The sequence below is a fragment of the Burkholderia sp. 22088 genome, assembly GCF_052045915.1.
In the GTDB taxonomy this organism is placed as follows: Bacteria; Pseudomonadota; Gammaproteobacteria; order Burkholderiales; family Burkholderiaceae; genus Burkholderia; species Burkholderia cepacia.
Map to the genome: position 1 here is coordinate 1 of NZ_JBQEPY010000010.1, position 20064 is coordinate 20064.

32 protein-coding genes are annotated in these 20064 nt (G+C 57.4%); 21 read left to right on the forward strand and 11 right to left on the reverse strand.

Features of this window, described 5'->3' with window-relative positions:
* Positions 1-298: helix-turn-helix domain-containing protein (locus ACTJLD_RS19735; protein ID WP_440659446.1), on the reverse strand; the 298-nt coding region annotated here is incomplete at its 3' end.
* Positions 299-505: 207 nt separating this feature from the next.
* Between ACTJLD_RS19735 and ACTJLD_RS19740 the strand changes: the two genes are divergently transcribed.
* A complete protein-coding gene (locus ACTJLD_RS19740) occupies positions 506-934 on the forward strand; it encodes a hypothetical protein (RefSeq protein WP_175898880.1) in 429 nt (142 codons plus the stop codon).
* A gap of 197 nt (positions 935-1131) precedes the next feature.
* Positions 1132-1485 carry a colicin immunity protein gene (locus tag ACTJLD_RS19745; RefSeq protein ID WP_096506446.1) on the forward strand — a complete coding sequence of 118 codons (354 nt, stop codon included), beginning with the start codon at positions 1132-1134 and terminating at the stop codon, positions 1483-1485.
* Between the two features lie 143 nt (positions 1486-1628).
* Here the strand turns inward: ACTJLD_RS19745 and ACTJLD_RS19750 are convergent, their stop codons facing one another.
* Positions 1629-1925 carry a helix-turn-helix transcriptional regulator gene (locus ACTJLD_RS19750; protein WP_226212314.1) on the reverse strand — a complete coding sequence of 99 codons (297 nt, stop codon included), beginning with the start codon at positions 1923-1925 and terminating at the stop codon, positions 1629-1631.
* A 38-nt stretch (positions 1926-1963) separates the two neighbouring features.
* Between ACTJLD_RS19750 and ACTJLD_RS19755 the strand changes: the two genes are divergently transcribed.
* Complete coding sequence (locus tag ACTJLD_RS19755) at positions 1964-2173, forward strand: hypothetical protein (protein ID WP_059707321.1); 210 nt, start codon at positions 1964-1966, stop codon at positions 2171-2173.
* Positions 2174-2294: 121 nt separating this feature from the next.
* Here ACTJLD_RS19755 and ACTJLD_RS19760 read toward each other — a convergent pair whose 3' ends face one another.
* The 3 genes from ACTJLD_RS19760 to ACTJLD_RS19770 are packed head-to-tail and all read right to left on the reverse strand — an operon-like array spanning position 2295 to position 3806.
* Positions 2295-2771, reverse strand: a complete 477-nt coding sequence (locus ACTJLD_RS19760; RefSeq protein WP_440659447.1) for a hypothetical protein — start codon at positions 2769-2771, stop codon at positions 2295-2297.
* Entirely contained in the window at positions 2771-3208 is a 438-nt protein-coding gene (locus ACTJLD_RS19765) for a hypothetical protein (protein WP_440659448.1), read from the reverse strand. The genes ACTJLD_RS19760 and ACTJLD_RS19765 overlap by 1 nt, the downstream gene beginning before the upstream one ends.
* A 10-nt stretch (positions 3209-3218) precedes the next feature.
* On the reverse strand, positions 3219-3806 hold the full coding sequence (locus ACTJLD_RS19770; protein ID WP_440659449.1) for a hypothetical protein: 588 nt from the start codon (positions 3804-3806) through the stop codon (positions 3219-3221).
* 241 nt (positions 3807-4047) lie between these two features.
* Here ACTJLD_RS19770 and ACTJLD_RS19775 point away from each other — a divergent pair, with 241 nt between their 5' ends.
* Complete coding sequence (locus tag ACTJLD_RS19775) at positions 4048-4677, forward strand: hypothetical protein (RefSeq protein WP_440659450.1); 630 nt, start codon at positions 4048-4050, stop codon at positions 4675-4677.
* Positions 4678-4701: 24 nt separating this feature from the next.
* Here the strand turns inward: ACTJLD_RS19775 and ACTJLD_RS19780 are convergent, their stop codons facing one another.
* Both ACTJLD_RS19780 and ACTJLD_RS19785 read right to left on the reverse strand, forming a co-directional pair.
* Positions 4702-4824, reverse strand: coding sequence for a hypothetical protein (locus ACTJLD_RS19780; protein ID WP_276322721.1), 123 nt, complete (start codon positions 4822-4824; stop codon positions 4702-4704).
* 138 nt (positions 4825-4962) lie between these two features.
* Positions 4963-5256 carry a hypothetical protein gene (locus tag ACTJLD_RS19785; protein WP_134256703.1) on the reverse strand — a complete coding sequence of 98 codons (294 nt, stop codon included), beginning with the start codon at positions 5254-5256 and terminating at the stop codon, positions 4963-4965.
* 686 nt (positions 5257-5942) lie between these two features.
* On the opposite strand from ACTJLD_RS19785, the gene ACTJLD_RS19790 reads away from it, so the two are divergent.
* On the forward strand, positions 5943-7115 hold the full coding sequence (locus ACTJLD_RS19790) for a hypothetical protein (protein ID WP_440659451.1): 1173 nt from the start codon (positions 5943-5945) through the stop codon (positions 7113-7115).
* Between the two features lie 58 nt (positions 7116-7173).
* Here the strand turns inward: ACTJLD_RS19790 and ACTJLD_RS19795 are convergent, their stop codons facing one another.
* The 3 genes from ACTJLD_RS19795 to ACTJLD_RS19805 all read right to left on the reverse strand — a co-directional run bounded on the left by ACTJLD_RS19795 (position 7174) and on the right by ACTJLD_RS19805 (position 9780).
* Positions 7174-8013: a hypothetical protein gene (locus tag ACTJLD_RS19795; RefSeq protein WP_440659452.1), complete on the reverse strand. Its 840-nt coding sequence runs from the start codon at positions 8011-8013 to the stop codon at positions 7174-7176.
* Positions 8010-8735 (reverse strand): hypothetical protein, encoded by a 726-nt coding sequence (locus ACTJLD_RS19800; protein ID WP_440659453.1) that lies wholly within the window; start codon positions 8733-8735, stop codon positions 8010-8012. Before ACTJLD_RS19800 ends, ACTJLD_RS19795 begins: the two co-directional genes overlap by 4 nt.
* A 478-nt stretch (positions 8736-9213) precedes the next feature.
* Positions 9214-9780, reverse strand: a complete 567-nt coding sequence (locus ACTJLD_RS19805; RefSeq protein WP_440659454.1) for a hypothetical protein — start codon at positions 9778-9780, stop codon at positions 9214-9216.
* Between the two features lie 34 nt (positions 9781-9814).
* Here ACTJLD_RS19805 and ACTJLD_RS19810 point away from each other — a divergent pair, with 34 nt between their 5' ends.
* On the forward strand, positions 9815-10021 hold the full coding sequence (locus ACTJLD_RS19810) for a transcriptional regulator (RefSeq protein WP_440659549.1): 207 nt from the start codon (positions 9815-9817) through the stop codon (positions 10019-10021).
* A gap of 165 nt (positions 10022-10186) precedes the next feature.
* Here the strand turns inward: ACTJLD_RS19810 and ACTJLD_RS19815 are convergent, their stop codons facing one another.
* Positions 10187-10438, reverse strand: a complete 252-nt coding sequence (locus ACTJLD_RS19815; RefSeq protein ID WP_060052466.1) for a hypothetical protein — start codon at positions 10436-10438, stop codon at positions 10187-10189.
* A 143-nt stretch (positions 10439-10581) separates the two neighbouring features.
* Between ACTJLD_RS19815 and ACTJLD_RS19820 the strand changes: the two genes are divergently transcribed.
* From ACTJLD_RS19820 to ACTJLD_RS19890, 15 genes are all read left to right on the forward strand, one after another.
* Positions 10582-10899 (forward strand): hypothetical protein, encoded by a 318-nt coding sequence (locus ACTJLD_RS19820; RefSeq protein WP_063807456.1) that lies wholly within the window; start codon positions 10582-10584, stop codon positions 10897-10899.
* A 572-nt stretch (positions 10900-11471) separates the two neighbouring features.
* The gene (locus ACTJLD_RS19825) at positions 11472-12326 is read left to right on the forward strand and encodes a ParB/RepB/Spo0J family partition protein (RefSeq protein ID WP_060052468.1); all 855 of its coding nucleotides are present in this window, start codon (positions 11472-11474) and stop codon (positions 12324-12326) included.
* On the forward strand, positions 12323-13330 hold the full coding sequence (locus ACTJLD_RS19830; RefSeq protein WP_440659455.1) for a helix-turn-helix domain-containing protein: 1008 nt from the start codon (positions 12323-12325) through the stop codon (positions 13328-13330). The genes ACTJLD_RS19825 and ACTJLD_RS19830 overlap by 4 nt, the downstream gene beginning before the upstream one ends.
* Positions 13331-13350: 20 nt before the next feature.
* Complete coding sequence (locus tag ACTJLD_RS19835) at positions 13351-13884, forward strand: DUF1064 domain-containing protein (protein WP_230962743.1); 534 nt, start codon at positions 13351-13353, stop codon at positions 13882-13884.
* The gene (locus tag ACTJLD_RS19840; protein WP_059668027.1) at positions 13884-14285 is read left to right on the forward strand and encodes a hypothetical protein; all 402 of its coding nucleotides are present in this window, start codon (positions 13884-13886) and stop codon (positions 14283-14285) included. Before ACTJLD_RS19835 ends, ACTJLD_RS19840 begins: the two co-directional genes overlap by 1 nt.
* Positions 14282-14719: a hypothetical protein gene (locus tag ACTJLD_RS19845; protein WP_440659456.1), complete on the forward strand. Its 438-nt coding sequence runs from the start codon at positions 14282-14284 to the stop codon at positions 14717-14719. The genes ACTJLD_RS19840 and ACTJLD_RS19845 overlap by 4 nt, the downstream gene beginning before the upstream one ends.
* Entirely contained in the window at positions 14605-15054 is a 450-nt protein-coding gene (locus ACTJLD_RS19850; protein ID WP_354007049.1) for a hypothetical protein, read from the forward strand. Before ACTJLD_RS19845 ends, ACTJLD_RS19850 begins: the two co-directional genes overlap by 115 nt.
* Positions 15051-15569, forward strand: a complete 519-nt coding sequence (locus ACTJLD_RS19855; RefSeq protein ID WP_440659457.1) for a hypothetical protein — start codon at positions 15051-15053, stop codon at positions 15567-15569. The genes ACTJLD_RS19850 and ACTJLD_RS19855 overlap by 4 nt, the downstream gene beginning before the upstream one ends.
* The gene (locus ACTJLD_RS19860) at positions 15566-15814 is read left to right on the forward strand and encodes a hypothetical protein (RefSeq protein WP_334070301.1); all 249 of its coding nucleotides are present in this window, start codon (positions 15566-15568) and stop codon (positions 15812-15814) included. The genes ACTJLD_RS19855 and ACTJLD_RS19860 overlap by 4 nt, the downstream gene beginning before the upstream one ends.
* Complete coding sequence (locus tag ACTJLD_RS19865; RefSeq protein WP_440659458.1) at positions 15811-16059, forward strand: phage portal protein; 249 nt, start codon at positions 15811-15813, stop codon at positions 16057-16059. The genes ACTJLD_RS19860 and ACTJLD_RS19865 overlap by 4 nt, the downstream gene beginning before the upstream one ends.
* 45 nt (positions 16060-16104) lie before the next feature.
* Positions 16105-16530, forward strand: coding sequence for a hypothetical protein (locus ACTJLD_RS19870; protein WP_440659459.1), 426 nt, complete (start codon positions 16105-16107; stop codon positions 16528-16530).
* Positions 16531-16842: 312 nt separating this feature from the next.
* The gene (locus ACTJLD_RS19875; protein WP_440659460.1) at positions 16843-18306 is read left to right on the forward strand and encodes a hypothetical protein; all 1464 of its coding nucleotides are present in this window, start codon (positions 16843-16845) and stop codon (positions 18304-18306) included.
* 433 nt (positions 18307-18739) lie between these two features.
* Positions 18740-19006 carry a hypothetical protein gene (locus ACTJLD_RS19880; protein ID WP_134256719.1) on the forward strand — a complete coding sequence of 89 codons (267 nt, stop codon included), beginning with the start codon at positions 18740-18742 and terminating at the stop codon, positions 19004-19006.
* 87 nt (positions 19007-19093) lie between these two features.
* On the forward strand, positions 19094-19450 hold the full coding sequence (locus ACTJLD_RS19885) for an HNH endonuclease (RefSeq protein WP_081081301.1): 357 nt from the start codon (positions 19094-19096) through the stop codon (positions 19448-19450).
* Between the two features lie 121 nt (positions 19451-19571).
* Positions 19572-20057, forward strand: a complete 486-nt coding sequence (locus ACTJLD_RS19890) for a phage terminase small subunit P27 family (RefSeq protein WP_059652952.1) — start codon at positions 19572-19574, stop codon at positions 20055-20057.
* The last annotated feature ends 7 nt before the right edge of the window (positions 20058-20064 follow it).

Sequence of the window (20064 nt, forward strand, 5' to 3'; positions counted from 1 at the left end):
GCACTTCGCGGCTGATAGTAGATGGCGCACGTCCTAACCGCGCCGCTATCGATCGAATCGACTGGCCGGCGACGACTGCGCGCGAGATTTCCTCGCGTTCGGCAAGCGTCAAGGCCAGCTTTGAACGGTGTCGAGGCGCTGGCTGTATTCCGCCAGTCCTGACGAGAATCCCCTGAATAGAGGAATGGTGGCGATCGAACAGTTGGGCAATCTGATGAAGCGTGTCACCCTTGCGCCACCGCTCCCACATCAGGGCCTTTTGAGTCTCGGTGTAGTAGATCCTGCGTCGCTGTTTCATTTGCAACACCTCCACTGCATACGCAGCGTCTAGTGTGTTGCATCGACCGGTTGAATCCACCGCCAGGAAGGGACACTCGACTGGGCAGCCTACATCGTTGACAATCAAGCACTGCGTATGGACGATTTGCAGGCACGTCGAGGAGAGGAATGGATATCTTATCGACAATCCCAAGCGCACCCTTCGAACGCCCAACTTTGATTAAATATGAGTGAACTCCAGCAAGAAGTGCAACGCCTCGCAGCACAAGCGCTGGCCGATTTCAACGACCGTGCTGAGGGGAAGCTAGATTTTTCGGAAGCAAGCCTACAGGTTGTTGAAGAGATGCTTGCAGAGGCTTCGATGTACCGAAATGACCTGCCATCTGAGACGGTTGAGGGGATCGTGACGCGATTCGGTTGTTACGTTCTGGAGGTCGGTCGCCAGCAGTTCGGCGGCACGTATTCCTGGCTCGAAGAGCGAAATCAGCCCGTGCTTGTTGTCGGTAATCCACAAAATCACACCGCTCTCGGAACTTGGGACAAGGTGCGTGGCCGCTTATCCGGGGACACCGGCGACAACGTTCCTTTTTTCTTTGAAGGCTTTGCAGAACGTGTGCGAACGTCGTCCGGTGGGGGGCGAGCTCTTTACATTTGAAGCCACCGTGGGAATGTCCGCTCGGAGTGAAGTCAAGGACCGCTCCGGGTCGGCTACAGTCGAACGCATCGGGCGGCATCCGGCCAGGAGCGGACTAGTCGACAACCGTTACACAAAGCGGCCATTGGCGTCGTCCGCAATCGCGAAGGACGATCTAAAATGAACTTCTGGCGGTCGGATTGTATTGAAACCACCCAATGAACATCGATCGTTCTCGCGTCTACGATTCGTCGGATGACTTTTTTTCCCTCGATGGAAGCATTGTGATGAAGCTTTCTACCGACGCGGCAATTGCAGTTTGTGAGCGGGCGGCCCAACACGGCTTGGTTGTCGCTCGAATCGAAGGCGGCATATGGCATTTCCCTGGATTCGAAGCGAGGGTCGATTGCATTTGGGATGGCGCTGATCCTCCTATTGATCTGGAGGCTGCGGAACGCAATAACCAAAGGGCAGCCGAGTTCATTAGATCGGAGAGCCCTCCGCACGATGTTTTCTTGATGACGGCCCCGCCGATGACAGGCTGGAAATCCAGACGGCCACGAGGCTTTTGACGCCCCCATGATGCATCTCGACCACCCGGATTTACACCCAGGTCACGGCCCCGCTCATTTCACGGTAAACGTCCGCTTTGCCAAGACGTCAAGGTCCGCAACGGGTCGATGACTGCCCTTGAAGAGGTGACGGCGATGTCAACTTAGATGTGATCTGATGCTGACCGAGAGTTCAGGTGTTGGCTTGCGCAAGTGACCTTGCGGCGCCGGTTGCTATGGCCGGTATTGGGAGGAGGCGCGAGATCCGATTCCGGGCATGCCTCTGCCCAGGCTTCAACCTCGCGCGTCAGCCATGCCACCCGGCGGTCGGAAAGCAGGCGGGGCTTCGGAAATTTTCTCTCGCGTACCAGTTTCTGGACGGTCGCTTCCGATAGCGAAAGCGCGATCGCCACTGCAGGCAAGTCGAGGTAGAGCGGTTTTATGGTGGTTGATGCGGGCATGCTACGATCCCTCAGTCTCAAAAAGATTTACTGATGCGATGCAAAAGAAATTTGTGATGCGTGGGTACGAGATGAACTGCGAACCGCGCGTGACGGAGGACGGCAAATTCGCCGCCCAGGTAGAGGTAACGAAGTTGGGGTACAGCCGGGAAGCAGCATTCCGGAATCTCGGCGAGTTCGACACCGAGTCCGGGGCCGTCGAGTACGCGAAGAAGTTTTCGGGCGAGTGGCTTAGCCGGTACGCGTGATGACTGAAACTCCATGCATCGCCTGCATCGCAATGCATGGTGAATCTGCCGATACTGAGCCGCAACATCTGGAGCTGGTCGGGGTTGTCACGCGGAACGGAAGCCCGTTCGAAGAACACTATCAGTGCCCGGAGTGCGGTGCTTCCCTGGTACGTGCGGTGGCGTCCGTGTCAGAGGCGCGCGTTTGGTTCGTGGTCGATGGTTTGCGGCACTGAGCGCATGTCCCTTCCGCTTCCGTCTCAGTGGCAGATGCGGCGCGGGCCTTGTCTTCCTTGAACGCTTCGGCGTCGCGAAGTAGGTCCTGACAGTGGACGTGCGCCGCACGCATCCGCTTGATGGCGTCAACCACGATTGCCTCTGCACGGTCGAGGAGTGCCGCCCGCTCGTGCGCCGTCTCGCCGACCTTGCTTTCCGCCGGGCTTGTCCTATGGTTCATTTCCTGTCCTTCCGACCGCTCGGGGCCGCTATGAATTGGGTATGCATCAAGTGCCATCGGGAAGTGCCGCTGGAATCGGGTGAGCCGAATGTCGACTCGTTCGGCATCTACTTCATTTGTCCGTACTGCCGCCGCCGCAATCAGCTTGAGAGCCTGGGGCATCAGCGGGGCGCGCTTGTGCTTCGGCAGACGGGGAAGTAGCGGGCGAGCGGGAGAGGATGGCGCCGATTCGCTGCACCGCGTCCTCGATGCCTTCGCCCGGCGGGCGCGAGTTGCGCCGCCGACCAGACTTCGTGCGCGAGCCCGTCCACACCTTCCGCCCGCTCGTCCTCCGGCGCGGGGGCGGCTTCGGTCGGGACGGTGGTGGACCCATCGACGAAGAGCGCACCTTCCTCGGGGTACTCCGTAAGCCAGCAATACATGCCATTGCCCGCGTGGCCTTCGCCGCGCCGGAACGTTAGTTCGCTTTCAAGCTGGTCGCGATCGCGATCTGGCGCCAGGAAGTCGAGCGCTTCGAGCAGCTGCGCGCCGGACAGAGTCAGCGATTCGCCGCGGAATGTGATGGTTTTGTCGCCGCGCGACGCGTTGTCGGTGGTCATGGTGTGGTCCTCAGCTGGTCAGTTGCTTCACGTTCGCCGCGAACACCGCGCGCGCGAACCCCATCGGCGTAGCCGAGCGGATGTCGCCGCGGTCGTCGGATGGGGGGGCAGCGTGGATCCGGTTGTCGGGCACGCCGAGACCTCCCGCGCGGTTCGGCGGCGGCATCGCGAAATCGCCGCCCGCCCAAATGCACGTCTTCTTCGTATAGTTGTCGGACAGCTCGAAGCCGGTGAACTCGTACGGGTGAAACGTGTAGTCCGGCCTGCGCCAATGAGTCGAGATCACGCTCACGGGGTTCTCGATGCCGTACGGCACGCCGAGGCCGCTCAGGAACTCGTCGGCGACTGCTACCATCTCGATCGCTTGGGCGAGCCGGCGCAGTCCCTTGTCCTTGAACCAGCGCGCACCGCTCACCGCGAGATCGGTGCATGGCGGAAACGCGAAACCGAACACCGCGGTCGAGTCAGCCGGAAGCGTTGGCGCACCGAGCAACGCGTCCCAGTGCTGGAAAATGATCCCGTCTCGAACCACGCGGCCGGCGTGCTGCACGTCGAAGCAGATACAGCGGTATCCGGCATCTGCCCATGGCCTAGCCATGTTGCCGGTCCTGTCGAACAGGAAAACTGCGGTGGGTACGCTCATCGCATCCTCAAATCAGAAAAGAAGCGGGCGCCACAGGGGGCGCCCGCAAAGTGCTACTGCCAGGGGAAAAACGAAAAGAGCGGGCGCTATACAAGCCGCCCACAAGAAAAAGCCGCGCGGCCGAGGCAGCGGAATTTGCGCGGCTCGGAGAAGGGGACATGCTAGGATTCGCGCTTCATTTCACAACGAGGACGCGATGAGGCAATGGAATGCGGTGTTCGGAATTCTTGGTGGAATTGCGATCGTGATTATGGTTTCTTTGTTCGGCGCGACATCAGCTGGAACGGAAACCTACAAACCAGATTTCATGGCGTCGTGGGTGCAAGCAACCGGGGGAATAGTTGCTATCTTTGCTTCGGCTGTAATGGTTAAATGGCAGTTCGATAAGCAAAGACTGCAGCAAGAAAACGACCAGAAAGAAAGCATTCGCAAGCGCGCGATGTATCTTCGCCAGGTTGCGAGCGAGGCAAGCGCGATGGCCGATCAGCTCTTGACCAATCTTCGAGATTCCGAGAGCACATTCGAATACCTTCAGAACTTGTACGATCCGAATCGCCTTGAAGTAGTCGGTGTGGCTCTCCGTGAAATTCCTGTATTAGAGCTGCCGTCACCAGAATTCGTTATGCCAATCATCGCGATTCGAACTGCATGCGAGCGCATTGCGGATGCTGCTCGCGTACTTGAGGACGCGAAAGCGCCTGGGTTAAGCGCGTATCCGAATGTCTTTCAGATGCCGGAGCACGCGGTTGTTGTGTTGCAAGCCAGATATATCAAGTATTCGATGGAATTGATCGACAGCTTGATATGGACTCACCACCTGGAATGAAGACGTCGCTGCCACGTGATTTGACTAAGTGCAGTAGGTTGCCGCACAGCGTGCTGTTTCGTCCCATTGTTGCGTGGTGGCGAGAACCAGGATGGAGACAATCAACACGCCAATACTCTTGAGCCACAGGATCAGAAGGGCTTTCACGACCACACTCCTATCAGTGCTTCGATCGGGGGAGCGACGGCGCCGGCAAGCAGGTAGAAGCCGGCGATCACGCACAGCGGAATCCAATCTCGATTCATGGTCATCTCACTTTGCTGTTTTGGCTTGGTGTAACCGGTATCAGAGGATGGCGGTCAGCGTTGTGCTGCCGTCGCTATGCTCAGTGCGAAGCATCAACGGTGCTCCGCCGAAAAGCTCAGGGCGAAGTTCGCGCAACGCGTTGCTGAAGTTCTTCGGAGCCTCGAAGCCGTTGCCGAGCAGTGCGGTCGTGACTGCGAGCTCGGGATCGTCGTCGCTGGGAGTAAAGAACGACGCAACGATCGGGATCTTGTGCTCCTTGCAGATGGCGATGATCTGGGTCATGAGCGGCGAGATCTGCTCGTCATAGATTTGTTCCTTGGTGACGGTGGTCATATGTGCCTCTCCAATATGATTAGAAATCCGAAATGACAACAACGCTCAACGAGCGACACTGATCTCCAATGTCGTCCGATCAACGCTGTCGAAGCATTCAAGGGCGCGCACTCGGTCATAGGATGCGAACAATCCGCGGGCCGAACGCGCGTCGTTCAAAGCTCCGGCATTCCAACAACGTTCAGGGAGGGCGCCTCGATACCACTACGGGGTGTCGAGAGATACGGGCTATTTAGAGCCGCCGCGCCGGCTTGAGGCGCCCTCACTGAAAGCTGTTGAGCGGTGTCGGGCGCTACCCCGTTTCTCGGCTACACCGTTGAGCCGGCCGGTTGCTCCCCGTACTGCGGTCCCGGCGCACTAGCACTCTTAAAGATCGACCGCTAGGAGCGGAGCGCAGCATTAGTTGCGGCGTTGGAGACAATATTACCCGCGGGTAAGTTGGTTTGCAATACCTGCGGGTAAATTCGATGGGGCGGTGTCTTGGGGTGTTCGATCAGTTCGAAGAGTGGACGAGGGAGCGCCATCGTGATAGTCGCGATCTGGCATAATCGGGACACTTCTAAATAAGGACTGTAACGTGATACAGGCGTCGGTCGCGGCTGCACCCGAACTGGGATTGGCGGCGAGGCCTGTACGGCAGTATGCGCTGCACCCGATACGCGATACTGATTGCGAGTAGTGTGAAAATGAAAAAACAGTGGCAACCACCTAAACATTGGCAAGATCTTGAGGAAATGAGCCATCACCTCCTCAGGCGAGAGCATGGGGCAGCTCAAAGCTATCTGTATGGACGCCGTGGACAAGCGCAATTCGGGGTCGACATTGCATTACACAAGCCCGGGGCCAGTCACTGGACGGGGGTTCAGTGCAAACTAAAAACTGAAATCCTGGGAAGTGAATTGTCCGAGCAGGAATTGCTGAGCGCTTATAAGCAATCCTGTCTTTTTTCCGGTGGCCTTGAAGAACTCTTCGTTGTTACTACCTGCGAGCGCGATCGTCAGGTGCAAGATCGTGCGCGCGTGATTTCCGAAAGTTGGCAGGCGCGGCATCCTATCACGGTTCTATTTTGGGATGACGTTGAGGATCTGCTCGAGAAGCATTCGCAAATTGCGAGTTGTTATTATCCTGAAGCCTTTGCGCCAGAAAATTCGTTGAACGAGACCTTGGGCGGTGACCTAAATATCGCTCTTACATCAAGAGATTATTCAAGGCGTCTTGCTTTGTTTTTCGGGCACGAAAATTTCAAGGCTACAACGGGGCTTCACCAACCTGCGGTTATGACGATAGTTTCTGAGATAGTGGATAACTTGTTCGCGGCGGGAAAAGGTGGGGCGCAGCGCGTGCGAGTGGCACTTTCGGGTCGATTTCTGACAATTACGGACGACGGTGTATCGTTTGATAGCTTTGCGGCTCCTTTGCCAGAAGGTGATGGCGGTGGTCTAAAAGCTTTGCGTGGCGCAATCTCAGCATCGGGCAATCAATTGATTGGTCGCTATGTAGCGAAAGATGCAGATGTCGTCTACAACGCAACAACTCTTGAAATTGTGCGAACATTATCTGGCGAGGCGCTACCGTGTAGTGCCGCAGGCCCGGTCGAATACTTGCTAAATCGCGACGATGCAAGTCGCTTTGTCCGCAATCTTCATATTTCAGAAGAATGTGAATCTTTCACTCTGCGCCTTTATTCGACGAATACCTACGCAAATAAATCGGCGGGGTCTCAGTTGATTCGTGATTTGCGGATGCGACTCAATGGTAGGCAACTTATCATAAAGATCGGTCATGACTGTGCTCGTTTCTTGCCGTATCTTGAATATGATGCCAGGTCATACGACGATGTCTCGGTTGAGTACGTTTGACCTTTAATTGCAGCAGTGTGCTGCTGCAATTAAAGAAATGCTTTACTCCTTGGCGTGACTACGCATATTCAAGCACTGTATCTGCGCCTGCTTGAGCCGTTGTCACGGAAAAAAAGCGCATTTGATATGTGTCGGCCTCTTGCTCAAGTTCCTTGAGATTCCTGCGCAATGCGTCGATCTGTCTATTGGAAAGTGTGGGGTCGTCATCGCTTGGAACGCCGAAGATCAACCCGGAGAGTGGGATTTGGGAGTATTGCTGCGCGCGATGTAGTTCCCATAGCCTAGCTCTTGCATCTCGTAGCCCTGACGGTTGTCGCACTGGCGAAAGCACGCCGAAATGAAGGATCGAGCGAGGGCTCACATAGCCAAATCGTGTTTGTTCCCCTCCCTCGATCAACACTGCGGACCGCCCAAAATATTGGGCCAACTCGGGTCTGCTCGCGATAACCTTTTCCCTAACGTCGGTGGTGAATCGACGATTTCCTTCCTCTTGGCTCGGCGCGTCAACCTCTTCGAGGTCGTCGAGTTTGTCGAGATTCGTGAGACTGGAGTAGAGAAGCGCTGCTGTACGCAACGCGTCTGCTAGGTTCTTTGCATGAGTGTGTCGCAACGGACCAACCTCAAGCCCACACAGTGAGGGTATGGAGTCTTGCTTGAGCGCCCCTTGTGAGCTGATTGCGCAAAGTGCCTGCAGCCCCGTTTCTATGAGCGTCTTTGCCCCTGATGCTGCTTTCCCATAGAGGCAGTCCAAAACATCATTGCGGATAAATCGATGCCAACTGGTGCGCCCCTCCCATTCGACCACTGCACCCACCATCAGCCGTTCGCCCGTGCCGGTTACTGGTTCCCAGAATACGGGGCGCCAGTAAACGTTCGGCAAGAGTGCTTCAATGCTCATGATCCGTCGATTCCTGATAGGAGGTCTGTAGGTTTCGGAAAACGCGCGAGCACGCGACCTGCTAGTCCTTGCAATTGTCGCTCAACGTAGGCCACGAAGGTAGAGAAATCAACGTTCTCAGGCGGAGTGATTCTAGTGGGTGCAGAGGCATCGAGCACAAGGGCGGCTGCAACGCCTGCGCGCTCAATCTCGTCTGCCTTTCCGGCGAACTTTGCTAACTCGGCAATGATATTGGCATCTTGAGGGTAAAGACCGAGAGTTCGCTCGTGATCGATGTAGGCGTGGTCGGTTCCGTCCCAAAGGAAATTACCTAGATTGCGGTCAGCGTTTGCAATGGCTTCGTCTGCAGCCATGGCTTGTGCTGAATCCGTCCAGCCACAGACAATGTCCGCACAGAACTTTAAAAGTGCCTGCTGTTGACTCTCTGGGATTTGATCGTTCCATCCCAAGCGCTTTTTCAGATTGGGATATCCGGCGTCCATACTGGCAAACAGCACGTCGCCATTGTCTTGAATCAAAATTGGCTCAGGTGTGGGGAGACCCCAGATACGGAACAGCAACCCACAGAAACATTCCGCGAGAACGGCTTGCAGGGGAATGCGCTTCACGATCGCAAGATGTGAAACCCCGTCAACTCTGATGACAGCTCTCACGGCTGCGTTGACGCCATCCCCGACCGGCGTTTCAGTATTCGGAACCAACGTTCCTGCTCTTAATTTCATTTTTTGCCTCTGATTCGCGATTCCGGGCTGGCGGCTCGCCGGAATCGCTTTCCCCGTCCGTGCGCGCCTTCTACACGGTTGGTCGATTATACCGGTCTGTTTAGATCGTTGTCTCCAGAGGGGCGTGCTCTCTATCTCGAAAAATAGGCTGCCGAATGATGTTGAAAGGATCCTGTTTATGCGGCTAAACTACTGTACATGCATACAGTAGTTCGGTCGATTAGCAACGGGGGCTTGGTGGAACGAGAGACGAGGGGAAACGGACTGCGATGTCAGCCAGGGGATCTTGCGATCGTAACGAAGTGCGGGGTGGAGGAGCGGATTGGGCTATTGGTGCGTGTGTTAGAGCGTTGTCTCGACGGATCTCACGACTGGTTGACTGAGCTTCAGGGACCTGGAATTGTGGCGCGCGGCATGAAGACCGGGACAGTCAGTCGTCGCCGCCGAGCGCTCATGTACGACTGGAACCTCACGCCGATCACTGGGATGGATCTTCAACGTCGAACGGTTCGGTGTCTTGGGGATGAGCACCTTTCCCAAGCAATCGAAGCATTTCCTTTAGCGCGTTGAAGGCCTCGGCAGACAGGCCGCGCTTGTCGGCTTCAAGGACGGCCGCGATTAGTGATTCGGCTGCTATGGAAACTTTGCTCGGCCGCGCGGTAGCTGCGCGGTCGGTTAACGTTCGATGCGAGACGTCGCGCGCAGTCCCGTCAGGGGATTCAAGCAGGGTGAATGACACGGTCGAGTCCATCCATCCTCGAGCGAAGGGAAACGCAGCCTCGATTACGTCGACCATGTCTTCCGCAATACGCTTTTTCCCTGCCTTTCCTTCAGGGTACAACATGCGCGCTACATAGGATGCGCTACGCCCAATCCTATTGGCGAGCGTGGCGATCGACCCGTCGCAATAACGATCGCGAGCCGTGAGAAGCCGCATGCGGCGATGTTCGTACTTGTCCATCTCTGAATTGAACCCCATCGTTACCACTGGGTAAATTCCCCGCAGGTATTGACGCAAATTTACCTGTGGGTAAAATGTGCTCATGAACAAACTTCGTGCTTACCTTAATCGACTGAACATGGCCCAACGGGAGCAGTTTTGCTTCGAGTGTCAGACTTCACTGGGCTACCTACGAAAGGCACTGAGCGCCAAGCATCGTCTTGGTCCCGCATTGTGTACAGCCGTTGAGCGCGCAACGCGCGGTGACGTGACCCGTCGCGACCTCCGCCCTGACGACTGGCATGTGATCTGGCCAGAGCTTGCCCAACAAAAGGAGACCGCATGAAGCGCCTGTACGCACGTCTGATTCGGTGGCTCGCGCTCCGAAATTCGAAACACCGTCAGCAGACTCCCGTCGGGACCATTCGATTCGTTGCGTCAGAAATGTCCGGAATCGACCCGGCAACCGGCCGGGTCATGTGGCGCATCTCGAAGGACGGCTTTCGCGTCTTTACTCCCGACGTAACACTGCCTTCAAAAGATCGGTGCGATCCGCCAGCAGCGCCCTGAGAGGGCTTTCGAACGACTCTTGGTCGCCAGACGACGGCGGAGCTGCCAAGAAGTAGGAAACGCTGTCTTCCAGCGCAGTTTGGTTGAAGCCGGGTGAGTCTTGAATCGACGCCTTGAGCGCCGTCAGTGCGGCGAGTACGCCGTAGCGGAAGCTGTCGAGTTCGTGAAGCAGTTGCTCGTTTGATGTGGTCATGCGAACCCCGTTGTGTGGTTGTTGAAGAAGTCAGAGCCTTCGATTCTCGCATAGTGGTGGTTCGCATTCAGTTGTGATGTACGCAGTCTAGAGATAGTGGTGTTCCGGGGCATTCCCGGATTTTTGAATGACGGGGAATAGCGATGAACGTAGTAGCACAACCGATTTCGTTTTCAGGCTCGCGCAGCACGCCGATCGTCGAGCGTCTGTTGAGGGAGGCGATGGCGGACCCGAAGGCGAAGGCCGCGATCCTCGAGGCGACCGGCTGGGACGCTTCGATGCCGTCGAAGGTGTTGAGCAATGGCGCCGGCATCACGCTCGAGCACCTGAATACTGTTTTCACGGCGCTCGGCCTGGTCGTGACGACGAAGGGTTACATGGACTATCTCGCAAAGGGGAACGTGATCGGCAGCAACTGCCACTGCGCGCGCGAGGGGTTCGGGGAGTGCGGCGGCCGCTAATCTAGAGGGGGGACCTCGCCAAAAGCGTTTTCGACGGAGAGCTCTTTTGTCAGGGTTTAGCAATCCTAAAAATTTACAAATTATGGAAACGAAACAGACCAACCAATCGGCCGATACGCGACAGCGAAATCTGGCCATGTCCGAAGAGGTGAAGCGCATCGTGCGCGACACCAACCAACACCCGACGTATCCGCGCAAGTGCCTGTCGTGCGGTGCAGTCGAATCTCTCGACGGCTCGGTGCCGTGCGGTCACTGAAATGGCCCGCTTCCATTGCCGCTGCCGGCACTGCGAGACGCGCCGGGTGCTGAAGAAGCGTCCTGACGAGTACGTACGGCAGCCGCAATGCAACGTCTGTGGCCGGCGCGATTTCCGAGTTGATGCGTGGATGCAGAAGCGGAATGCGCGCCTGATGGCTTGCACGTGCGCTGGTTACTGGTTCTGGCATCGGCGAGGTTCGCTGTACTGCTGGCACCGAGAGGATGGCTCGACCCGATCACCTGGCGATCCCGATTTTGCGGATCGCAATCCGCCGCCCGACGCGTTGGCGGCCTGAATCTCTTCTGGAGGAAACGTGGCAAAAAGCTCCGTTGAAGCATATGGCGCGAAGAGCAAGGTAACTGCGCTCGCGATGGACCCGAATGACCTCGAGCTCGTTGTCGACTCTTCGCATCCGCTGTACGACCGTCGCGTGCATCAAGAGCCGAACCCGAAGACGGTACTGAACTACCGCGCGATCGGTGTGCGCGAGCCGGTGCTGTTCTACAAGGATCCGGAAACCGGCAAGAACTTGGTTATCGATGGCCGGACGCGCGTTATCAATGCCCGTGAGCTAAATCGACAGCTGATTGCCGCTGGCGAACCGCCGATCACGATTCCTGCGATTCCGCAGAAGGTCATCAACGACGGTGGAAAGTCATTCACTGCCGTGATGGTCAGCGCGAATGAGATCCGCCATGAAGACTCGCCGATCAACCGCGCGGAGAAGATGGCCCGCATGCTCGACGTCGGCCATACGGAAGAAACCGTCGCCGTTCACTTCGGCGTCGAGATCCCGACCGTTCGTCAGCAGTTGAAGCTGCTCGACTGCACGGCTGCAGTGCGTGATGCACTCGAAGCGGATCAGATCACCGTGTCGAACGCGCTGAAGCTCGCGAAGCTTACGCCGGAGCAGCAGCGCGAGAAGGTGAAGGCGGTCATCGCTGCAGCTGACGGCAAGGACGGGCACGAGCGCTCGCGCGCGCAGAAGGCGGCGCTGACGGGCGATGCCGCCCCGCGTATGCGTACTCGCAAGCAGATTGCGGCCGAATTGACGAACGCCACTGGTGAGCGTGCAGAGGCTCTGCGGTGGGTTCTCAACCTGGCAGATAGTGAGCCGGGCGCGGAAGAGGCCGATCCGCGTCAGTTGTCGATCGACGAGGCTGCATGAGCATCAAGGTCCAAACGATGGTGTGGGACCGCTATCCGGGCGAGGACCATGAGCTATTGCTCGCCCTGAAGCTGGCCGACTACTGCGACGACAACGGGGAGCACATCTTCCCGAGCATCGAAACCATGGCCGAAAAGACGCGCAGGTCGGCGCGCGCAGTGCAGTACCAGATCAAGAACATGGTCAAGCGCGGCTGGCTCATTCTCGTTGCGAACGCGAGCGGTGGTCGTGGTCGTGCCTGCGAATACCGCATCAATCCTGACTGGATAAACGGTGCAGAGATTGCACCCATTTCCGCTGGCTCAAAGGGTGCAACGGATGCACCCATCGGAAAGGGTGCAACGAGCAGCAAAAAGGGTGCAACGGACGACGGAAAGGGTGCAATGGGTTTCGCAAAAGGGTGCAATGGGTTGCACCCGATTCACCATGAACCACCACAGGAACCGTCAGAGAACCACCAAGGCGCACGGCGTGCGCCCCGAGTTACGTTGCATGCCGAGCTGCGTTCGATCGAACTGCCGGACTGGCTGGTGTTCGAGGACTGGGACATGTGGTGCGAACACCGCGAGGCGAAGCACAAGGACGCGCCGTGGACTCGCCCGGCGGCAACCGTATCGATCCGGAAGCTGACGAAGCTGCGTTCGCTGGGGCAAGACCCGAAGGCATGTATCGAGGAGGCCGTGCTGCGCGGCTGGACGGGCCTGTTCCCGCTGGAGGGCGATGTGGCTGCAACGTCGTCGGGCTCCGACACCGCGATCGCTCCGGACTGGTGGAAGACGGCACCAGGCATTCGCAAGCTCGGTAAGCAGCTTGGCATCGAAGAGAAGCCGAACCAGGTCTTCGAGCAGTACAAGGCAAAGGTGTTCAAGGCGGCCGGCCCGGGCGAATGGATGGAAGACATGCTGAGCACGGTCAGCCGCGAAAGCGAAGAACGCTACGAGGCGCTGTACGCCTACTTCAACGACATTCCGCGTGATCAGGGCGCGCAGCAGGTGGGCGCATGACGAAACGAACATCTTGGCCAATGCGAATCGACGCAGATGCAACGACCGTGGGAACGGCTCGCGTGCGAGATAGCTGGGCCGTCGGCCGTAGCTCTGCTGCGCGACAAATCGCCGAGCATACGGGCGTTCAGCCGCCGTCGGATTTCGACGACATCGCGAGCGGGTTTAATCCCGGCGCTCCGGTGCCACAGTCGATGCAGAAGCCGAAGCATCCGCCGAAATACCGCAACAGGAAATGCGAGCACGAAGGCATCCGATTCGACAGCGAGAAAGAGCGCGCGCGGTATTTCGATCTCGTTCGAATGCAAGCGGCCAGCCTGATCCGGGATTTGCGGCTTCAGGTGCCGTTCGTACTGACCGAGCGCATGCAGCGCGACGACGGGACATGGGAGCGCGCGTCGAAATACGTGGCGGATTTCGTCTACATCGACTGCAAGACGGGAAAGCAGGTGGTCGAGGACGTGAAGTCGCCGATCACCCGGAAAAACCCAACGTACATCCAGAAGCGGAAAACCATGTTGGCGGTGCGCGGGATCACGATCAAGGAGGTGTGATGGCTGTTGAAAAGGTGGGGAAGGTTGGGCCGGCCTCGAAAAAGATCATCGATTGCGTGAAGGCAAACCCGGGTATCCATGCCGCTCGGGCCGCGCGAACACTGGGCGTCACCCCGGGTGGTGGATTCCGGTCGACCGTTCGGAAGCTGATTTCGGACGGCTATCTCTCCAGGGTAGAAGTGGATGGCGTTCCGCACGGCCTGTTTCACACGGCTCTGCCGCTCAAGTACACCGGCAAGCCCTACGAGGGGATCAACGAAGGTCGCTTCTCGAAGCGTTCGCGGCAAATTCAAGAGCGAATCGCGGCACAGATCGAGAGGGAACAGCGACTGGCCGAATCGACTGCGTGGGCCGGGAAGGCAATTCGCGCAATGGTTGACGCAGGACGAGCGGCAGCATGAAACGATCCGGATTCAAGCCGCGTGCAAAGCCAATGTCGCGCGGATCGTGGTCTCGTAAAAGCTCACCACTTCCCGAGGAGGCCCCACGGAAAGCCGCGATGAGACGTCGCCGAAAGCGACCGACCGTTGCTGAAGGGGCGAAGTATCTGGCCGCCTGCCGAGGCGAGCCGTGCTACCTGCGTGTGCCGACTGTCTGCCGCCTCGATCCGCGCGACGAAACGGTCGTGCCGTGTCACGACAACAGCCTCGCGGCGGGCAAGGGGATGGGAATCAAGGCGAGCCATGAGCGGACGGTGCCCGGTTGTTTCTGGTGCCATGCATGGCTCGATCAGGGGAAGGCTCCACGCTGGCAGAAATCGAACGTGTTTTTCGGGGCATACAACGAATGGGCGCCAGTGCGAGCCCGAAAGATGGGAGAAGCAAATTGCCAGTGAGATTGTGGGTTGAGATCCCGGACGGCGTGTATAGCGCGCCTCGACGCCGTGGCTCGGGCGGAATCGTTTTTCATGAGCACACACGCGAAATCGACGCGACCGTGTTTCGCATCGCCCGAATCGCGACTGTCAAACGCCAACTGATCACGGCCGTCGAGGTGGACGCGTTTATTCCCGAAATGTGGCGGGCGCGTATGCCGAAGGCCGATTGGCGATGGGTGGAACCGGGTGTGTTCAGGACGAAGGCATACGTTTATCGCAACCAGAAGTCGCGCGAGCTGGGGCAGTTCCTGGCGAGCGGTGCGTTGGTACTGGACTTGAGGGAGACGCGATGACGCCGACTGCACAGAGGAAGCGCTTGGAAGGTCAGGCGACGATCGCAAAGAAGGTGTTCGAGGCAGTTCCGATTCGTTCCGCATGGTCGATCCACCAAATGATGTCGCACCTGACGAAGATCACGAAGAGCCACATCGACTACCGGGTGATGCAAGGCTGCTTGAACGCCCTAAAGGATTCCGGGTTGGTCAGGGAGCCGGAGCGGGGATGCTTCCAGCGCGTCGAGGTGCGCGAGGAAGCAGCGAAAACCGAATTGAATGGAGAAATTGAAGTGCCGAACCAGAAGACCGAATCGAAATCGGCCGCACCGGCCACGACGGGATCGCCGATCGACGTACTGGATGGGATTGCAGGCCGCCTGCGCCAGTTGCGAGATGACGCGGACACTCTGGCCTCCGACATCGAGACGGCGGCACTCGTCATCGCGGAGCAAGGGGCGGAGACACAGGCGGCCGTAATGAAGGCTCGCCAACTGCAGCAGCTCTTGCAGGAGTTGGGAGGTATCCGGGTATGAGCGACATCAAGATTAGCGTTGCCCGCTCGAACACGACGACGCATCGGGCGGTGCTGGATGAGCGAGAGATCAAACGGATTCTTGCCGAAAAGGTGTGTGGACTCGTGGGCGTTGCGAGCGTTGCGGATGCTGTGGAGGTGAGGATCTACCTGTCGAGTCGGATGGGTAGCGGTGGGTCGGAGCATTCGGCAACCGTGGAGGTGACGATCGACCACGACAAGATCGCAAGCGCGGGTGAAGCATGAGCGCCGCCGCATGCATCTTGTACAGCGATGTACCCGAACGGCTGTTGATTTCAGCGATTCGCCACCGTGACGGCGTAACCGAAGCGGATCTCATCGCGTTCGACGAATGCCCGTTTTCGGGGGAGATCACCGAGACGGAGCACGGCACGCAGATCGCGTTTCCGTGGCCGCGCAACCGGACGATGCGCCATGCGATCGGCGATTGGCTTACGCACTACGGAATCAACTTCACGGTCGTCATGTAACGACGAAACCCCCGCCTCTCAAGCAAATCGAAAAACAGGAACAACATGACGATCGACGAAAGCAACCAGATCGAAGAACTGCTCGGCGAATGGTACGACTGGCAGGCAGGTTATGTGCCTAGCCTTGGCTATGGGCGCGTCGATCCGTCGTGCCGTGGCTTCTCCGAAGACGAACGGACGCAGACGTCCGACGAGCGCTCGGAAGAGGCGGATCGGAAGGCGGCGAAGAAGCGGGTGGAACAGGTTGACGTGTGCGTTGACGCTCTGACGTGGCAGGAGCGCGCAGCAATCCAGCGACACATGAAGGCGAAGCGAATCGGAACAATGAACGACGCATGCGGCGCAAACGTCTGGAGCAATCCACGCGGATTCGACCAGCCGGACGCACATGCGAGCTATCAGACCGCTAAGGACGCCCTGTATCTGCGCGTGAGGGCGCGTGGTCTGTTGACTTGTCCGCATTCGGCCTAAAGCGCGAGGCTAGACTCGATCGCTCTGTCGGCGGTATATCATTAAGAGCCGAGATTGCTCTTTGCAGACCTTGCAACAGGCATGACTAACGCAGCTCTGAGCCCTACGTTGCGCGATTGTGAGTATGGCGTGGCTTGCGGACACGTAGTATGTGCGCGAGTCCGCTGGTCAGCGGCCTTCCGTATGTCGCACGGCCATTTGCACGTGGTATCCCTAAATCACGGGTTGCGTCAGAATGGCATTTCCGAGCCCGCCAGCAGCCAGACGAGAGCTTGTGATGATCGACAACTCGACTATTGAACCGACCGGTGATTGATGCCGCTTCCATTTATGCCGCCAGCACAAGAGAATCACGCAAACGACATCGACGTCGCGCTCCGACATATCTTGTTTTGCTCCCTTAGAGAAAGGTCGGGCGATGATTTTGCTATCAAGGCTGCGTTTGATAGCGCGATTCGCATCATATTATCAGCGGAATACTTATTCCAACCGGTTCCAGTCCACTTGCATACGGCCGGTGACTGTGAGCCGACCCTAGATTATCCTGGGCATGAGAATGTGGATCGCGATTTTCGGTTGGGTAACATGTTTTTCCCTGAGAAGGGCGTGTTGCTAATCGATAAACTCCGCGCTAAGGCTGGCAAGGCCTTCAGATCAATATACAGGGCTGCGGGGGAGCGTTTATACCTCTTTCAGGACGGGACACTCATACCTCTCTATCCGTATGCCGAGGTCGCACACGGTGAACTCGGTTTGCGATGCGAGCTGTCGCACGGGACTTGGGATTCGTTTAAGGTCGAACCCGACGAACTTCGTCTGTATATTTTTAACATCTTGGGAGACCCGAATCAGCCGACCCACCGTTTTATATGTCGAGATATTATTGCGATGCTATCTGGAATCAAGGAGCCATTTCGACGCGACTACGCGTTAGAGTATTTGATGCTTCCGCCTGATGTTGATTTGCTTTCAAATTTCTCGATCGATATCAAACATCGTTTGTGGAATATTTGCCTTAGTGGCGAGTTTATAAGCGAAGCTGGCGTTGAAGGCCAAGAACAGTGTATGAGCATGTTGCTCGATGCGGGTAGCGCTCCAACCCCCGGGCAATTGGTCGCGTATCTAGCCAATTCAGGTGGTGGAGAAGGCATTGCAGAGGTGCTGCGGCGCATCACGCAACTCGAACATGCCATTGAGGGGTATCACAACGACGTTTCTGGCGTCGTTGAAACCTATGTTAGGCAAACAGCCAATCTCCAACTTCAGCGACCCCTTGATGCAATTTCCCTGTTCAGAACTGTCCAAGTCATTGTTGCGAAATTTCAGGATCTGGTCGAAAAGAATGGCCTATGGAAAGAGTTATGGCATGGTGCAGACGCGCGTGGCGAAAAATCATTGCAGCGACTGTTCTATACCTTCGCCCATAGCTTTTGCGAAGCGCACGACTTAGATCTGACACCCGAGGCCGATGCGGGAAATGGACCTGTTGACTTTAAGCTCTCCGTGGGAGCGCGGGCCAAGGTCCTAGTCGAGTTAAAACTATCTACGAACCCGCAAGTAGTGCATGGATACCGTACGCAACTCGAAATCTATAAGAACGCAGATGCGACCCGGTACGCCATCTATGTCCTTGTCGACGTAGGTAGCTTGGGGGAAAAGCTTCAGAAATTGGAGAGTTTGCGTAACGAAGCTATCCAACAAGGTCGAATTGCATCTGACGTTGTCTATATCGACGGTCGCAAGAAGCTGTCCGCCAGCAGGCGTGAGGGTTCGTGACAGGATTCCGTTGAGCATAGTCTTTGCATAAGGCCCGACCATCTTGGCACAATTATCAATCCGCCCAATTCAGCGGGCTGGCGTCAAACGTCGTTAACTGACATCTTTATAGCGAGCCGCCGAGCGCTGTTCCAAAGTGTTACTCCGGCCTGCGGCTAGTGCCAGAAACTGTGTTGGCCGTCAGTCAATATTGCTAAAAAAAGGAGGCTCAACGATCGACACGGAACCTTTGCCATCAGAGAGCGAATGCCCGTTCCTGGCGAACTGAGCCAGTCGAACTGACGCTGCCTACATGTATTGCCTGATGCAGCTTCATACGCAAAAAGTACTTGTAAACCTTCTCTTGTTTCGCTATATTGACGACGTCGGGCGCGAGGTGCGTCCAAACGAAGCCCGCCGGATGCCCGCGCGGGCTTTTTGATTGGAGTGCACTATGCCAAAATTGGCAATCGCCATTACCGTGCTGGTGTTGCTGGCTGCATGTACCAGCAAAGAAGATGCGGCGTGGTTACTCCGTGGTTATCCAATTCACGACGTTCAGATTGGCGGATACGTGCCCTTTGCATGCGATGGGGCAAAGCGAATGGGGCGCCGCTACTCTGCGACGGACAATGAAACAGGGGCTCGCGTTGAAGGCGTACTATGCGTCAACCTGTTCAACAACATTACCGTAATAACTGAGGTCGAGCAAAGCAAGTGACCGCTCTAGCCATATGATTGCGAGCCCGCAAGGTAAAAACCTTGCGGGCTTTTTCATTTGCTTGCTGCATCTGAAAAGAGGTTTTATATGCCGGCTCGGCCAAAGAAGCCCTGTAAGCACCGCGGCTGTGGGGAGCTCGTCGCGGACGGCAAGACGCACTGTGACCAGCACGCGCACGAGGCTGTTAACTGGAAGCCCGACGCCATTCGCGGCAATCGCCATGCGCGCGGATACGGAAGCGCCTGGGAACGCATCAGATTGCGTATTCTGCGCCGCGACAGGGGCCTCTGTCAGCCCTGTTTGCAAGCCGGACGCGTAACGGTAGCCGTTGCGGTTGACCACGTCATTTCGAAGGCGCGGGGCGGCACCGACCGCGACGAGAACCTGCAAGCGATCTGCCGTGACTGTCACGCGACGAAGACGGCGCGCGAGCGGTTGCGGTGACGCGGGGGCATCCGCGCCGGGCGGGGAGAGGGGGGTAAAAAGTCTGGGAGGCGTCGCCTCCGGGACCGCCCGCTTCGTCGAATTTTTACGCCCGCGAAATTAAAAATTCAGGAGTTGGCCAGTGGGAGGAATCGCGTCAGTGCCGGGGCGGGGCAGAAAACCCAAGCCGACCGCACGGAAAATCGCTGCGGGAAATCCCGGCAAACGTGCGCTGAATAAGGACGAGCCTGATTTCGGCTTGGTCACGAACATCGAGCCACCGGAGTGGATTGCCGGTGAGGCGCGTGACATGTGGGAGCGCGTTGTTCCGCTGCTTTGCGGGCAAAAAATCTTGCAAGTGACCGACCTGCACATTGTCGAAATCTTCTGTGCAGCCTACGGCAACTGGCGCACTGCTCAGGACGAGTTGACTCGCAACGGCCCTGTCGTCGACAGCTCGCAAGGCAGTCCGATGAAGAATCCGGCCGCGACCGTTGTGAAGGAGGCGGCGGCGCAAATGGCGAGCTTCGGCGCAATGCTGGGGCTCGACCCGGCGAGCAGGCAGCGCCTGGTCGGCGCGAAGCCGAAAACACCCGACAACCCTTTCGCGAAGCTGCTCGGCAAATGATTGGAAG

Excerpts from the sequence above, each read along its gene's own strand:
- ACTJLD_RS19870 (WP_440659459.1), top strand. The coding sequence starts at position 16,105 with ATGACGATCGACGAAAGCAACCAGATCGAAGAACTGCTCGGCGAATGG.
- ACTJLD_RS19765 (WP_440659448.1), bottom strand. The coding sequence starts at position 3,208 with ATGACCACCGACAACGCGTCGCGCGGCGACAAAACCATCACATTCCGC.
- ACTJLD_RS19810 (WP_440659549.1), top strand. The coding sequence starts at position 9,815 with ATGGCCCAACGGGAGCAGTTTTGCTTCGAGTGTCAGACTTCACTGGGC.
- ACTJLD_RS19805 (WP_440659454.1), bottom strand. The coding sequence starts at position 9,780 with ATGAGCACATTTTACCCACAGGTAAATTTGCGTCAATACCTGCGGGGA.
- ACTJLD_RS19830 (WP_440659455.1), top strand. The coding sequence starts at position 12,323 with ATGAGCATCAAGGTCCAAACGATGGTGTGGGACCGCTATCCGGGCGAG.
- ACTJLD_RS19850 (WP_354007049.1), top strand. The coding sequence starts at position 14,605 with ATGGCTCGATCAGGGGAAGGCTCCACGCTGGCAGAAATCGAACGTGTT.
- ACTJLD_RS19790 (WP_440659451.1), top strand. The coding sequence starts at position 5,943 with ATGAAAAAACAGTGGCAACCACCTAAACATTGGCAAGATCTTGAGGAA.
- ACTJLD_RS19855 (WP_440659457.1), top strand. The coding sequence starts at position 15,051 with ATGACGCCGACTGCACAGAGGAAGCGCTTGGAAGGTCAGGCGACGATC.
- ACTJLD_RS19795 (WP_440659452.1), bottom strand. The coding sequence starts at position 8,013 with ATGAGCATTGAAGCACTCTTGCCGAACGTTTACTGGCGCCCCGTATTC.
- ACTJLD_RS19835 (WP_230962743.1), top strand. The coding sequence starts at position 13,351 with ATGCGAATCGACGCAGATGCAACGACCGTGGGAACGGCTCGCGTGCGA.
- ACTJLD_RS19775 (WP_440659450.1), top strand. The coding sequence starts at position 4,048 with ATGAGGCAATGGAATGCGGTGTTCGGAATTCTTGGTGGAATTGCGATC.
- ACTJLD_RS19860 (WP_334070301.1), top strand. The coding sequence starts at position 15,566 with ATGAGCGACATCAAGATTAGCGTTGCCCGCTCGAACACGACGACGCAT.
- ACTJLD_RS19745 (WP_096506446.1), top strand. The coding sequence starts at position 1,132 with ATGAACATCGATCGTTCTCGCGTCTACGATTCGTCGGATGACTTTTTT.
- ACTJLD_RS19815 (WP_060052466.1), bottom strand. The coding sequence starts at position 10,438 with ATGACCACATCAAACGAGCAACTGCTTCACGAACTCGACAGCTTCCGC.
- ACTJLD_RS19885 (WP_081081301.1), top strand. The coding sequence starts at position 19,094 with ATGCCGGCTCGGCCAAAGAAGCCCTGTAAGCACCGCGGCTGTGGGGAG.
- ACTJLD_RS19800 (WP_440659453.1), bottom strand. The coding sequence starts at position 8,735 with ATGAAATTAAGAGCAGGAACGTTGGTTCCGAATACTGAAACGCCGGTC.
- ACTJLD_RS19760 (WP_440659447.1), bottom strand. The coding sequence starts at position 2,771 with ATGCCCCAGGCTCTCAAGCTGATTGCGGCGGCGGCAGTACGGACAAAT.
- ACTJLD_RS19840 (WP_059668027.1), top strand. The coding sequence starts at position 13,884 with ATGGCTGTTGAAAAGGTGGGGAAGGTTGGGCCGGCCTCGAAAAAGATC.
- ACTJLD_RS19845 (WP_440659456.1), top strand. The coding sequence starts at position 14,282 with ATGAAACGATCCGGATTCAAGCCGCGTGCAAAGCCAATGTCGCGCGGA.
- ACTJLD_RS19740 (WP_175898880.1), top strand. The coding sequence starts at position 506 with ATGAGTGAACTCCAGCAAGAAGTGCAACGCCTCGCAGCACAAGCGCTG.
- ACTJLD_RS19755 (WP_059707321.1), top strand. The coding sequence starts at position 1,964 with ATGCAAAAGAAATTTGTGATGCGTGGGTACGAGATGAACTGCGAACCG.
- ACTJLD_RS19750 (WP_226212314.1), bottom strand. The coding sequence starts at position 1,925 with ATGCCCGCATCAACCACCATAAAACCGCTCTACCTCGACTTGCCTGCA.
- ACTJLD_RS19770 (WP_440659449.1), bottom strand. The coding sequence starts at position 3,806 with ATGGCTAGGCCATGGGCAGATGCCGGATACCGCTGTATCTGCTTCGAC.
- ACTJLD_RS19785 (WP_134256703.1), bottom strand. The coding sequence starts at position 5,256 with ATGACCACCGTCACCAAGGAACAAATCTATGACGAGCAGATCTCGCCG.
- ACTJLD_RS19880 (WP_134256719.1), top strand. The coding sequence starts at position 18,740 with ATGCCAAAATTGGCAATCGCCATTACCGTGCTGGTGTTGCTGGCTGCA.
- ACTJLD_RS19865 (WP_440659458.1), top strand. The coding sequence starts at position 15,811 with ATGAGCGCCGCCGCATGCATCTTGTACAGCGATGTACCCGAACGGCTG.
- ACTJLD_RS19820 (WP_063807456.1), top strand. The coding sequence starts at position 10,582 with ATGAACGTAGTAGCACAACCGATTTCGTTTTCAGGCTCGCGCAGCACG.